This is a genomic window from Virgibacillus halodenitrificans JCM 12304 (assembly GCF_001310895.1).
In the GTDB taxonomy this organism is placed as follows: domain Bacteria; phylum Bacillota; class Bacilli; order Bacillales; family Amphibacillaceae; genus Virgibacillus_Q; species Virgibacillus_Q halodenitrificans.
The window spans coordinates 152,368-166,809 of sequence record NZ_BAZS01000001.1 but is presented as its reverse complement, the minus strand read 5'-3'; the positions used below and the strand labels follow the sequence as shown (position 1 = coordinate 166,809).

7 protein-coding genes and 1 pseudogene are annotated in these 14,442 nt (G+C 36.8%); all 8 read right to left on the bottom strand.

Annotated features, from left to right (window positions below):
- Window positions 1–190 precede the first annotated feature (190 nt).
- The 8 genes and pseudogenes from JCM12304_RS00650 to JCM12304_RS00610 all read right to left on the bottom strand — a co-directional run bounded on the left by JCM12304_RS00650 (window position 191) and on the right by JCM12304_RS00610 (window position 14,424).
- Window positions 191–778, bottom strand: a complete 588-nt coding sequence (locus tag JCM12304_RS00650; protein WP_060678214.1) for an FIMAH domain-containing protein — start codon at window positions 776–778, stop codon at window positions 191–193.
- Window positions 768–4,127 carry a lamin tail domain-containing metallophosphoesterase family protein gene (locus JCM12304_RS00645; protein WP_157360410.1) on the bottom strand — a complete coding sequence of 1,120 codons (3,360 nt, stop codon included), beginning with the start codon at window positions 4,125–4,127 and terminating at the stop codon, window positions 768–770. Before JCM12304_RS00645 ends, JCM12304_RS00650 begins: the two co-directional genes overlap by 11 nt.
- Before the next feature lie 476 nt (window positions 4,128–4,603).
- A complete protein-coding gene (locus JCM12304_RS00640) occupies window positions 4,604–6,865 on the bottom strand; it encodes an AraC family transcriptional regulator (RefSeq protein WP_060678212.1) in 2,262 nt (753 codons plus the stop codon).
- Between the two features lie 249 nt (window positions 6,866–7,114).
- Window positions 7,115–7,804 (bottom strand): copper homeostasis protein CutC, encoded by a 690-nt coding sequence (locus tag JCM12304_RS00635; RefSeq protein ID WP_060678211.1) that lies wholly within the window; start codon window positions 7,802–7,804, stop codon window positions 7,115–7,117.
- Between the two features lie 2 nt (window positions 7,805–7,806).
- Window positions 7,807–8,894, bottom strand: a pseudogene (locus JCM12304_RS19815) (M17 family metallopeptidase).
- Window positions 8,895–9,577: 683 nt separating this feature from the next.
- Window positions 9,578–11,227: a peptide ABC transporter substrate-binding protein gene (locus JCM12304_RS00620; protein WP_060678208.1), complete on the bottom strand. Its 1,650-nt coding sequence runs from the start codon at window positions 11,225–11,227 to the stop codon at window positions 9,578–9,580.
- A gap of 128 nt (window positions 11,228–11,355) precedes the next feature.
- Window positions 11,356–12,348: an asparaginase gene (locus JCM12304_RS00615; RefSeq protein ID WP_060678207.1), complete on the bottom strand. Its 993-nt coding sequence runs from the start codon at window positions 12,346–12,348 to the stop codon at window positions 11,356–11,358.
- Between the two features lie 195 nt (window positions 12,349–12,543).
- Window positions 12,544–14,424, bottom strand: a complete 1,881-nt coding sequence (locus tag JCM12304_RS00610) for an alpha-amylase family protein (RefSeq protein WP_218185765.1) — start codon at window positions 14,422–14,424, stop codon at window positions 12,544–12,546.
- Window positions 14,425–14,442: the final 18 nt, after the last annotated feature.

Here is a 14,442-nt window from a genome sequence, read left to right as displayed (position 1 = left end):
AGCAATGATTTTAGTTAGATAATCTATGTTTAATACTAATCAACAATTATTAATTAGTTATTAACCCTCTTCAAACTTGTTGTAAATTATGCTAAAAAATATAATTTTCTAATATGTAATTTATCCTTTATATGTGATTTTTATAAAAGGCAAGAAAAAAAGCCCCTTTTTAAGGAGCATTTCCATTTGGTTATTTGTTTTTCCAGGATTCCAGTATATATTCTGTCTCTTTGTTAAGCATCTCTTTTGCTGACTCTGAAATATGTTTTGCCATTGAATCTTTGTTTACATGTTTATGAAGATCATTTAGTTTCTTAACTGCTTTACTAAAATCTTCTTTCAAGAGAAATTTTTCTGTTTGCTTCAACTTATTTTCCAGTTGCTTTACCAAAGGACCTTTAATTTCCTTTGTTTCTTTATATTTTTTTACTAACAAATTCAGTTCGGAAAGATCCTTTAACGTTTTTACTATTAATGGATCACTTAATTGGGAAACCTTTCCACTTTGATCTTTTGCTTTGATTGTAAAATGATATTCTGTATCAGCTTGCAGTTCTGTAATTTCATGAGCCGTATTTTCCGTGGAAGCTACCAATTGATCATTGTTATAGATCTCATAAGTCACCAGATCCTCCGTCTTCATAACAGGGTCCCAAGCCAACTCAATCTTATTGTCGGTTCTATCAATTATTCGTAAATTTTCAGGTGAAGGGAGGATCTCTCCTGTAGTAAATTGGTTGATAGCTGATTTTGCACTTCCTCCAAATTCATCTTTCACAGAAGCGTACCAATAATAAGTTGTGTTCTCTTCTAGCCCTCCACTTCATCTTGGCAACTTCACCACTTGGTACATCTTTAACTTCTCCAATTTTTTCATCTGAATAGACATTAATTTCAAAATAATCTGTAGCTACTCGTTTAACCTGTGGTTCCAGATTCAAATCTATGGTAAATTCATCTTTGTCTGGATATTCTTCTGTGTCGTAGTAATTAAAATCGTCCAGGTAAGGAGAATAACTATTAACAAATACTGTTCCACTACTTGTATCAAAATGAAACAGCTTCATATATCCCGCGCCACCTTCTGGGTTGCCTTGATAGTTAGAAAGCATCTGATATACATTTCGATCTGGTGTCCCATCTCCATCGTCATCTAATTCACTGGTAAGTAGCTCACTATCAGTAAGATGGCCTGACAATACCATAACAACATTATGATTTGGCACTACGATTTCCTGGTATAATCTCTCGCCAATTGCTGATCTGGTACCTTCAGGAGTCAAATAAGTATGAAAGCTTAAGATCGCTTTCCGATTTGGGTATTGTGCTAATATATTGTTCATCCATGCAATATCCTCATCTTCTATTCCCCAACCCATGTAAAGCATAATGTAATCATTACCATTAGATGATATTAAATCATAATGACCACGGTTATCCTTGTATGAATCTCCATAGTAGGGTTTTCTCTCAAACCGTTTCTCACCAAAATATTGAGAATAAGTCGTATAATCATTGTTATTTTGCAAATCAACATCATGGTTACCTGCCAATACGCCATAAGGTACAGAAGCGCCATCCAAAACACCCATATATTGATCTGCTCTTTCCCATTGATATACTTCGCTAACTTCGTTTACAATATCTCCTGTATGAAACACATAGTCTATATTCAAATTTGCTTGGTTGTCCCTAATCCAATTCACTTGTGATTGGTAAATATCCGGCCAAAGTTCTGTATAGAATTGTGTGTCAGTCATCCATGCAAAGGTGTAATCATACTCTTCTGGAGGTGGGATTTGATCCTGTATGAGTATGTCTACTTTATTCTCTCTTACAAAATCCTCAACACTGACATCAGCTGTTAAGAAAAAATCATCTTCTGTTTCTGTAGTTGAAGAGTCAATTGCTACCCATGCTCCTTCTTCACCCTCGTTATAATTCCATGCATACATGGTGACTTTGCGCCCTTCAAGAGATTTACCTTCCCAAATCAACTCAACCATATCTTTTCCATCAATTTCACCTTCTAAATCTGCTTCAAATCGCAAATAAGGGAACTTCTCGGTTGAATCTGTGATGAAATATTCATCATTAGAGGACATAATTTTTGCATATTCTTCCTCAGTTAATGCAGACTCACCGTCAGGTATTTTCTCTTGAGGAGGTTCTGTACTAACTGCATTTCTATAAGCAGTTACATGATTTTTGTTTTCAACATTATATTTTTTCCCTTGATAAAAGGTTACATGCAAATCATCATCTGTGGGATCTGTTACTTCTGCACTTAATTCCGGATTCACATTAATACCCGTTTCCCCATCCAGCGGTGAAATGATCTTAGGTTTATGTGGCATCTCTTCCATGACATTAAAAGAAATCACTTTTTTACTTTCGTTCCCTGCCTCATCCATAGCAGAAACTTCAAGCACATGTTCACCAGCTGCAAGTTTTATAGAAGAAGTCTCATAGGGAACTTCAATAGGTTGACCATCTAGTAAAACATCAACACTTTTCACCTTGTCCCCTTCATCATCCACGGTAACATCAATTACAAATTCACCTTTATACTGCTTACCTTCCTCCATCGTGGTTTGAATTTCCGGACCACTGTTATCAACTACTACAGTTTTTGATTCCTCACCGTGTCCAGGAGAAGATATAGTAATTTGATGTTCACCATCGCTAGTCGTATTCGTATCCCAGTTGTATGTTTTAGATGTTAACTCCTCTTCTGGTATATGGAAGTTAAAAAATGTTGCACGGTACGTTTCATCACCTATGTGTATTTCCTCAGAAGCATCACTGTAATCCGGATCTCTAATCTCGGTTCCATCGGCTAATATTAAACGTACATTTCTTACATCAAAATCATCTACATAGCGGTCAATCGGAAACGTATCTTCAAAGAAAGGACCCTTCGTATCCCCGGCACGGATTGCCATTTGATTGTCTCCTTGTTTCAGCTCATCAGGTGAAACAGGGACGATAACTGATGAAAAGCCACTAATCCCTTCTACTATTTTTAAAATTTCCTCATTAATGGTTACTGCATTTTGAGCTCCATTATTCAAGCCTTCTCCCTCAAAAACAAAGTAAGCTTGTTTTTCTAATGAGCGATAGGAATCCACCACCTCATTTCCATCTATAAAGAGAGAGATTTCTTCCGGATCCAATCCACTTATATTTCCCTTAATTACTTTTTCTCCAGTTATTATTTCTCCATTTGAAAGATTTAATCTTGGACTGGCTTCATCTTCTATAATTCTAATTTCATACTTTTCAGAGGTCGTTATGTTAACACCATCTGAAGCTTCAAAATAGTACTCAATCTTTTTACTGCCTAATAAGTCAAGTAATTGAAGTGTATGACTATATAAAGAGTCTTCATTGCTTTTTGTCAAATTTACGGACTTAAATGTACTATCTTCTGTATTTTTATAAAAGAGCTTAAATGTTTTAACAAGCGATTCATCTCTTGATTCAGCACTGATTTCTACCAATTCAGTGGCAGTTGTTTCCTTTACGGTTGTAAGGTTTTCTATAGTTGGAGGTGTTGTATCCTCCTCTATGTTAACAACAGACTCAGGCACTTGGGTATCCTCTATGCTCCCGGGATTAGCCTGTTCCACTCCAGCACCTGTTTGTACCATTACATTGGTCTCGTCTTCAGGATATTTATAAAAAATCCCTTTATCAGGCTGAGTATCATCCACCCCATCATTATATGTTGCTTTGACAATCTCATATCCCGTGTTACTAGATACTACGATGCTTCGTTTTCGACTATTGGACATAGAATTGCCATCCAATTTCACAAGATTTTCACCTTCAATTAAATTAGTATTATAATTTGAATTAAAATCAGCAATGGTTAGTTCCTTATTTTTATCATTCATTACCCAGAAGACCATCACTTTACCTGGTTGTAACCACACATCATTCGGAATGGCTCTCCAAACCTGATCATTATCAGGCCCACTAGGATATCTGTAACGAAAATTGTAGTCTTTGAAATTAATCAATTGGTCGGTGTTATTATAGACTTCAATAAACTCATATCCGTCAGCTCCATTTACATTTGTAGAATCTGGGACGATCTCCGTGATTAATAAGTGTGGAGTCATATTGGGGCTTCCCTTTTGTTCTTCCGCATGCAAATACCCTACCTGCAACAAATCTCCTAAAACTAGAGTAACTATAAATATTATCGCTAAACTTTTTTTAAATTTACTAATAATACTCGTTACCTCCCATCTATTTTGTATAAATAAAAACTAAATATCGCTGGTTTATCACGTATTCACCTCCTGCAAACTATATTATTATAGGTTTAAATTATCTGTATATTCTAAAATCTAAACCTATTAAAAATAACCTACCATTATTTCTAAGTTTACGTAATATGTGTTTTACACAAACTATGTAACTCTTGACATGCGTACGTTCTTACGCTTTTAGAATAACCTCTAATTGTTAAGCATGTATTAATTGTTCTTTAAATAATATAAAGTTAACGAAAACTACCTAAGATCTTCTAGACCTTAGGTAGCTGTTGTAAGTGCTAATTATTGTTATATTATAGGCTGATTTATATTTACAATTACTTTACTTTATATTGCTTTCTGTATTGTCCAGGTGTAATTCCTTCTTCTTTTTTAAATTTCCTTGTGAAATTTGCAACATCTACATAACCTATATCTTCAACGATCTTTTTAATAGGGTAGTCCGTTTCCCTTAGCTGTCTTTTGAACTCGTCATTACGTAAGCGCCAGACATACTGTGTAAATGTTTTTCCTGTTTGCTCTTTCATAAATCTACTTAAATACGAAGCAGATAATTGGAATTTTTCTGCCGTGTATTCTAATCCAAGGCTGTGTGATTTATATTCTTCCTGGATATGTTTTATAATATTCAATTTAAGCAGGTTGTCCGTATTTTCTTTAGACTTTTCAACTTCCTCACAGATAATTGGTATTGAATGAGAAAGTTTATTTTCAAGATCAATTACCGAAGTGAAATCCACTAACTTTTGTACCTCCATGCTACTTTCTTTCATCCCTAATTCCAAGGTTGTTTTCAGAACGCAGTTGATCATGTCAAAACAAATACATTTTAGTATATGAGGAGACATCTTTTGATCTTTTATATTGTTAAACATTGTTCCTAAAGTTTCCAACGCTACTACTTTATCTCCCTGCTTCATACTATGAGTTAATTTAGCTTGTTCTTCTTGTGGTAGCCATAAAGCTGTCTCCGTCTTTTCCATTGCAATGTCTTCAAAATACACGGTGTTGTGCTCATAATTTAGTAGATTATATTCTACGGAAGCATTTGCCTCAATAAAAGATCGGTTGATCCAACTTAACTCTTCATAAACCTTACCAACTGTGATAATAGGCATTTCTGTACTGAATTTCTTCAATTGTTCCTTTAATACTTCAATAAAATTTCTTTGAACTTCTTCCGTTCTTTCAGCGGTATCATCTATGTTAGTAATAATGGCCAAACCATTTTCATGAATGAGTTCCACCCCATACCCTTTACAACTGTTAATAGAAACGTTCCTTAAATTACTTAAAATTATTTCCCTGTTCTGTAAAGATTTATGTTCCAAAACCTTATCCTTAAAAAGAATTAACGTAATAAAAAACTTACTCCCTATAAAATTAATTCCAGCATCACGTAATAATTTATTAATTTCTGTCTCATCTTTAAGATCACCTTTTAATAAAAGTAGTAGTAATTGGTCTCTTATAAACGGTTGCTGTGAAACTATCTTTTTCTGTAATTCCTCACTATTTTCATACATTAAATTAATAGTTTCATGAATACTTGCTAATTCATCCTTATCGTTATTATTTGTAATGTTCTTGTGTTTACTCTTTAATGAATGAGCCAAATTTTGAATGGGTCTATACTGCCGAAAAGACATGAAGATTGCCGTAACAATTCCTATTAAGGCAATTATTGTTAAGATCAATAAAATAGTAAATTTTAAACTAGACATTTTTTCGTAAAACTGAGTAGTAGGCATCGTTGTTACGATTGTCCAGTTAGTATTTTCTGAACGAACCACCACCATAGAATAATTCCTACCATTTATGGTCTTGTTAATTACTCCAGTCTGTCCACTAGCAAAAGGCTTTATCTCTTTTAAATCGATTTTTTCTCCTTTATTATTAGCTGAAAGCAAATCGTTATCCTCATTAAATATGTAGATATTTCCATTAAAATCCCCTAATACATTCTGTGTTAATTTTTTTAGTGTCGATTCTTTCACTAAGAATGCAACTGTACCATAACTAAAAGAACTGTTCGTTGGAATTGGATATAAATATGAAATTAATTTTTGACTTTTATCTCCACTATTAGTATCAAGTTCAATTGGATAAGTAATGGGTTTTGTAACCGTTTGCAATTTTTGATTGAATTTTTCTCCCTCATCTTCTTTTACCCGATATACAGCATTTAATAATGTATGAATTGTAGTACTGCCACGTTGTGAGTATAATTGGTCATTTCCTTGGTAATATAAATAAAGTCCATCTATAATAGCGCTGTTTGCTTTATATGAGTTTAATTCTTCTATTGCCAATTTACTGTAATATGGTTGGCTAAACATATAGGGAGTAAGACGGTGATCATAAGATATTCGAATTGCTAAGCTTCTAAGTTCTTTCATTCTAGTATCGGTAAACTCTATTACCTGCTCTATCTTTTCAACATTAGATTTAATTATTTCAGTACGGAGATTATGTACGGACATAAAATAAAACACTGCACTTATTGTTACATAAGGAATTAAAAATATGATTATATAAGATATAAGATATTTATATAAAATCAATGATTTATTTTTCATAGATTTTCACACTCCTTTCATTCATTAAATTATCTTTGATATCCCATTTTAACATACGTATATCCTTTTTTTATTTTAATTTTTAATTTTCTGTAATATTATTGTAAATAAAAAACCTTTTATTTTCATAAAAAGATAAAAGGTTTTTTAGCACTATTCTATTATGGTTGAAATACAAAACTGTTTAATACTGTTTATTATAAATAAAATACTTTTTATCCTATCTGTAAGGAATGCCTCTTCATTATATTACTTCAACACCCGCAATACGCTATCCACACTTCCCTCATCAAACCCATTTGCAAATGACTGCTCAACACGCACAGATTTTCCAAAGTGAAATTCTGTCGCTTCTGTCGTCTGCTTAATCTCCTGAACATTCTCTGGGGTAAGTCCAGATCCCGGCATAATTACTGGGCCGCCTAATTCTTGCTCCAATTTCACCAGGTTGCGCAATTGCTCTTTTCCTTCCATACAATTGGGTTTTCCGCCTGATGTTAAAATTCGCTTCACATTTGAAGGATAGTTACATAGGGTTCGATATGCTTCTTCCTGTGAAGTGACTTCATCAAATGCGCGGTGAAAAGTGATGTCGATTTCCGGGAATTGATTGATAACCTCCTTCAACATGGATTCATTGACTGTACCATCTTGATTTAAAGCACCAAATACAATTCGGTTTCCACCTAGTTCGCGAATGGCTTTTACATCCTCAACAATGACCTCAATATCTGCTTCTGTATAGAAAAAGTTATAACTATGCGGGCGGACCATGATTTGCACAGGGATTTCTACATTTTCCAGTACCTGTTTAATTGTTCCATAGCTAGGGGTCAGACCGCCTTCTTTCATGGCAGACACCAGTTCCAAGCGATCCGCTCCCAGTTTTTGTGCCTCGATTGCTTCCTGCTTACTTTGTACAATGACTTCAAGCTTCATCTTTATTCCTTCCCTTCTTCACATACCATTTCTGTTAACAATCTTACACCAAATCCAGATGCGCCGGCTACATGATAGCCATATTGTTTCCAAGGCCTTACTGTATTAGCCATATCAATATGTACCCATTTTGTCTTCGGCTCAACAAAATTACTCAGGAAAATAGCTGCAGTAATGGCACCACCAAAATCAGAAGAACTCATATTGTTTAAATCTGCATAATCACTTTTCATATATTCCTGGTATTCTTTAATCACTGGCATTGGCCAGACATAATCCCCCGTTTGTTCTCCCAATTGCTTATATTTCCACAAGTCCTCTTCTTGATTACTGAAAACACCTGCTGCTTTTAATCCTAATGCCTGTCCAATAGCACCTGTTAATGTCGCGATATCGATAACTGTTTCTGCACCTAATGCTTGAGCATAAAGCATCCCATCTGCCAAAACAAGTCTTCCCTCTGCATCCGTATTTCCAACCTCTACATATAAGCCATTGGAATAGGAAATAATATCTGCTGGCAAATAGCGTTCGTTCCAGCCAGATTTTCTACTAAAGGAATAACTGCAGTTACATGGACATGACTTGCCAAATCTGCTAATAGCTTCATCGCACCAACTACGGCCGCAGATCCGCCCATATCCATTTTCATTTCCCAGATTCCTTTACCGGTTTTCACATTTACTCCACCTGAATCGAAGGTTACTCCCTTTCCGACAAGAGCTATATGCTTTTCATCGCTATTTTTTAATGTGAGAACAGCCATTCTTGGCGGATTGATGCTTCCTTTACCTACCGTCTTTATTGCTTCTAAGCCATGTTTGTCCAGATCTTCTCCCTGTAAAATTTCCACATTTACATTCGTGTCCTTAAAAATCTCTTGCAGTTTATCAGCATAAATAGCAGGTGTTAATTTATTGGCAGGCTCATTACATAAATCTCTGGCAATATTTACAGCCTGGGATCGTGTTTGTGCTGTTTTTACTACCGCTTCATATTTATCTAGATCATAAAGTAAAATAGGATCAGCGGGCCTTTTGGAGCCCTGATATTTTGAAAAAGAATAACTGGCGAGGTACCATCCTTCCATAAACGCCGGGAGGAATTCTGAGGATACAGCAGCAGCTTCGGCAAAGAAAGGCTGCATATCAATCGTTAAAGCTTCGCCGGGAAACTCATTACGAATATAGCTACGCGCCTCTCCTCCCAAATGACGGATATCTTCTGTTGATTGATTGGTTGTGTTCGTGCTTAATAAGAAATAAAGGCCCGTTTCCTTTTCAACTATTTTCTTCGTTCCAAAACAAGCATCCTTCTCTATTTGTTTGCTTTCAATTTCATTTGTTGACATAGAATACATCGATAACTTCATAACAATTCCTCCTGATTTTTGTATGATTAAGCACGTTCATAATTTGTGGAAAAGAGATTGAAAGGAAATTTTTATACATTGAAAATCCGAACCAATTCACACTAACACTGAAACGTGGTTCGGATTTCTTATTGTAACAAATTAGCGGAGGAAAATCGCGCAGACTCCTGTGGGAGGATAAGCCTAGATAAGACCCCACAGTGCGTTAGGATGGAAGCTAAATTCGCGACGTCCTGTCGCGACGCCTTCATGACCAACATCCTGTTGGCCCGAGGCTTAGCAGCGCCCACGGAAAGCGAAGCGACTTTTCCGGAGCGGGGCACCCACACGCTAAAATATTTGTCTTTAGAATGTCGCCATTAGTTTTGTCCCATACTCTTTTCCTTCTTTACCTTTTATAATTACTCCACATGCGCCCATTTGTATTCATATTCCGGACCGAACGGAACAGCAATGACATCAGCCATCTTTGGAGAGATTAGCTGTGCTCTTCCTGTTTGATAAACAGGGCCAATAGCAGCATCATCAAATAGGATTTTCTCTGCTTCTAAGAATGTATTAAATCGTTCCACTGGCTTTAAGGCAAGCTCTGTGTTCGCTTTTTCTACCAGCTTATTAAATTCTTCATTATAATACCCACCTGTATCTTCTAAGAAGATATTCAAGAACGTGTTTGGATCTAAATAGTCAGGACCCCAGCTTGATAGCTGCAAATCATATTCCAAGTTATTATCTGCTTGAATACGCTGCTTCATTGGTACTTGCTTTAATTCAACAGATAATCCTTCCAAATTGGATTCAAGCTGATTTGCCAAGTATTCGCTCAGCGTTTTGCCTTCTTCACTATCACCAGCTAAGAATACCAATTCCAATGAATCGATTCCTTCTTCTTTCAACCCTTTTTCCCAATATTTTTTTGCTTCTTCTACATCATATGCCATCAGATCACCATTAACTTTACGGAAATCTTCTCCTGTTTCCGGATGTTTAGCGAACTCCTGAGGCACGATTCCTGTAGCAGCAAGTGAGCCATCATTTAAAATTTCATCCACAAGGCTTTGCTTGTCAAAAGCTCTGCCAATCGCAGCTCTGATGTTTTTGTTTTTCAAATGTTCATTTGTTTTCATATTAAATTTGAAATAGCGCATGCCGAACTCAGGTGTATTCACAAAATTTTCGTCTGTAGCATATTGATCTACAAAATCGGATGAGAGATCCACACGGTCTACCTCTCCTTTTTGATAAAGGTCTAGAGCTGTTTGCGGATCTTTAATAACATCAAAAGTCATTTTATCTAATTGTACTGCATCTGCATCCCAGTAGTCTGGATTCTTCTCTACTTCCCAGGAACTGCTTGTACTTGCCCAATCCTTCATAACAAACGGACCATTAAAGATCATTGTGTCTGCGCTTGTCGCATATTTATCTCCTTGCTCCTCAACAAATTTTTCATTTAGAGGATAGAATGTACCAAAAGTAGTTAAGGATTCAAAATATGGTGTTGGGTTTTCCAGTTCAACTACCAATTGGTAATCTCCTTCTGCTTTTACTCCCAGTTCATCGAGTTCCGCTTCTCCATTACTGATCTTAGCAGCATTTTTAATCACGCTACCCATCATGTAAGGACCATACTCTGAGCCAGTTTCCGGGTCTACTGCTCTTCTCCATGCATAAACAAAATCATGGGCAGTTACCGGATCACCATTTGTCCAAGTGGCATCCTCTCTTAATTCAAACGTCCAAGTCAATCCATCTTCACTCACCGAATGTTTCTTGGCAATCCCTTCTACTGGCTTTCCATCCTCACCAAGTCGGTAGAGTCCTTCCATTGTAGTACCAAGAAATTGAAACGCATATCCATCTGTAGCCATGGAAGAATCCATCGTTGGAATCGTATCATTGCTGATTAAATTAAATACCTGTTTCTTTTCTCCATCTTTTGCAGATGCATCCTTCTGATCTGCAGATTCATCAGAGCTTGAACATGCAGCGAGCATGCTGCTTACTATAAGTACGGTTAATGCAAACAGAATATATTTTCTCATCTTCATTAAACCCTTCCCTTCTGTTGTTGCCAAATTAGTATATTGATTTTTCCCTGCAAGCACGTAGATTCTAAATACAGTTACTAGCAATAACTGGTATCTACGTTTTCAGCTCAAACTTTTTTCTTTATCTTTTAAAGAATTACTTTTGTCTCACCGACCAGCTTTCCATTGTCGTTCATAATTTCCATCGACCGAATGTTTAACAGACGCTCAATTGTCTCTTCATTACTGTAATTGATCTTTTTTAAAAGCTCTGCAACAAGCACAGGCCATACCAGTTCAGATCCACTCAATACTTTAAGTGCAATGCTGATCTTTTCTTTACGGAGAGAGAGACAATATACACCCTGTGCCCCACCTTTTGCGATAATATTCGGATCCTCCAATAAGGTTGTACAAATGAAATCATGTGATGCGACAATCTCCGGATGTGCATTCATGACATCACCGACTTTTCGTACTGCTTCCGCTGTTTGCTTATTCTCAATCAGCTCCGGCTTAACAAATTTCAGAAAGGACAATGCCATATTTTTTAATGGGATCGCGTGCACAGGAACGCCACAGCCATCAATTGCTGTTTGAATTTCTTCTTTCGGTGTTTCAGATAACTCTGCCACATACTGCAAAATCTCTTGCTGCAATGGATGGTCGAGTTCTTCATAATCGGTGAAGGAATAGCCTTTTTCCTTGATATATCCTAGAAACCCTAAATGTTTACCAGAACAATTATGCAATAACCGTCGTTTCGGTTTATGCTCCCAAATGTAGTTATTCTTTGGCTCTTCATTGAGTGGATAGCTTGGATTACATACAAGTAAGTCTTCAGCCAAATCCAGCTTCTTCATTAAACTTTCCAACGCTTCCTGATGGTACGTTTCCCCACGCTGGGAGGCTGTGAATAATGCAGCTTCCTCTGTTGTCAACTTATACTTTTCGATTACGTCTGTCGTGAATGCGGGTATAGCCTGAAGGGGTTTCATTGCTGACCTGTAAAATACATAGTCATTTATGTCCCCTTTTTCATAAATCACTTCCTTGTTTTCATTAAGAACGCATATGATACCTTGATGTGTGTTTTCTAAGCTTTTTCCTCTGTATTCTTCTACTACAATCGGATGTGACATGATTTCTTTCCTTTCTATCTATCTTGAATTCATAAAAATAGCTACGCTATCTGGTTTTACAAATCGTTATTCAAAAATTCCTTTACTCAATTACCATGACAGCATATCCATCTAGCCGTGGTACTTCAAAGCGGATGGATTCCCCCACTTGTTCAAATGGGATGGAGTGCATATCTGGTGCGAAATAAAGGTTGTTCACCTGCTTACTCCCGACGAACACCTCAAATGGAACATCATAAACGGGTAAGATATCTTCAATCGTGTAAATATCTTCCGATTTTTTTGAGTAAGGTAATTCAGTACATGTAGAACTCGCGCTCCATCACTTTTTCTCTCTGCAAGCGATGTAATTAATCCGGCATGTCCCCTATGCTGCACCAATGGCGTTGGAAGAAGCATTTCCAAGGCATCCTTCATCACTGCCTTACACCATGCAAGACTGTTCTTTCTGTATGTGCCAAAAATCGGATGAGCAAAATAAACAGCATTCCCATTTCTTGTGGCAGCTGGCATACCCATTTCTTTGGAAGAAGGTGCATGCTGATGGGAACAAAATGTATCGCCTTCTCTATTAAAATATGGCTTAACTGTATCCAAGAGGACCTCTGCTTGAACAGGCTCTACCTCTGTCCCTTTTACGTACATGACAAATTCTTCTTTTGGCAATTTCTTACCTAACGTATCATTTGGTAAAATGAAATCCCGATCAAACTGTCCTTCCTGAATATATTTATTTCCGTAAACGTTGCTTGTTTTACCTGATTTCTCCATAAGTGAGTGATGTGTTCCAATAACCTTACCACCTTGCTCCATGTAGGTATGCAGCTTTTCTTCCAACTCTGGAGAATATTCAATCACATCTGGCAAAATAATCATATTATAATCCATAAAGTTCATCCCACTGTCGATAATATCGAATTGGTAGGACAGTTCCTGGAGAAGACGAACAGCCCCAATTAGTGAAGGATGAATGCCTAGATTATGATCGCCCGGCACATAAAATTCCTCCGGGGTCATTACCCCAATTTCAGAAATTGTGCTTGTATCCTTACAATAGGGCTCCAGTTCTTTTACGCGCCCATATACGTCTCCAATCAGATCATAAGCTGCCTGAGATAGCTGACCATCTGGGTGAAGCTGGTCTCCAATGGAGCAGCCTGCACCTAATGCCAGCATTTGAAAGCATTCAAATTCTAGTGCTGCTTTGTTTTTTAATGAATGGAAGTCTCCCCAATAGGTATGGAATTTCCCTGTCATCCCTAGTACTTCTTTGCCCAAATTTCTGGCATAGCGCATCGTAGCAGGAAAATGATCATATCCCCACCCACCACTAGGCAGTGATTCAAGCTCCAAATGGGTATAGTGTGCTGCACTGTGTTTCGTATTTGGTCCAATATGTGAACTATTATAAAAGATACCTGCATGTGGAACTCTTTCTTGAATAAAACCAGTAATCTCCTCTTTAAACTCATCCAGCATTATCGTAGAATAGTAGATTCGATCACGGCGACTTGTTGTATCCAAGCCTTTTTTCTTCATCTCTTTAAAGCAATTTGAACAATTGCAATCCACTTTAAATAGAATATCCATAAAGAATCCATCAATTTTGTCTACACCAACGACATCCACGATATCCTGGAGGTGTTCCTTGAAATAGACTCGATAATCACTGTTTAAACAAATCGTGTAATAAAAATGTGGTTCCGGTACACCCTGACTATTGATATATTCTCCATTTTCATCTATTGCCAGCCACTCAGGGTGATGCTTCATCACATATGCATCCCATTGGACAGTTGTATAAATAGGAACTTGAATATCTTGCTTATTACACGCATCAATTTGCTCGAGCAATAATCGATTATTTTTTAACTGTGGATGAATAAGGTCCGGTCTGTTTTTTGACGGATAATACAACCAACCATGATGACATCGAGCAAAACAAGTAACAGAATCGACATTCGCCTGCTTTAGCGTATCCGCAAATTCTTCTGCTACAAATCGATTGCCAACATGGGGAATATGTTCACTTGTATGAAAATCCATATGTACCTGTCTATAGCGTAAATTAGTCAACATTTACCCTCCGTTTTT

Bases quoted from the DNA above. Each gene is read 5' to 3' on its own strand.
- JCM12304_RS00645 (WP_157360410.1), bottom strand. From the start codon at position 4,127: ATGACTCCACACTTATTAATCACGGAGATCGTCCCAGATTCTACAAAT.
- JCM12304_RS00640 (WP_060678212.1), bottom strand. From the start codon at position 6,865: ATGAAAAATAAATCATTGATTTTATATAAATATCTTATATCTTATATA.
- JCM12304_RS00635 (WP_060678211.1), bottom strand. From the start codon at position 7,804: ATGAAGCTTGAAGTCATTGTACAAAGTAAGCAGGAAGCAATCGAGGCA.
- JCM12304_RS00620 (WP_060678208.1), bottom strand. From the start codon at position 11,227: ATGAAGATGAGAAAATATATTCTGTTTGCATTAACCGTACTTATAGTA.
- JCM12304_RS00615 (WP_060678207.1), bottom strand. From the start codon at position 12,348: ATGTCACATCCGATTGTAGTAGAAGAATACAGAGGAAAAAGCTTAGAA.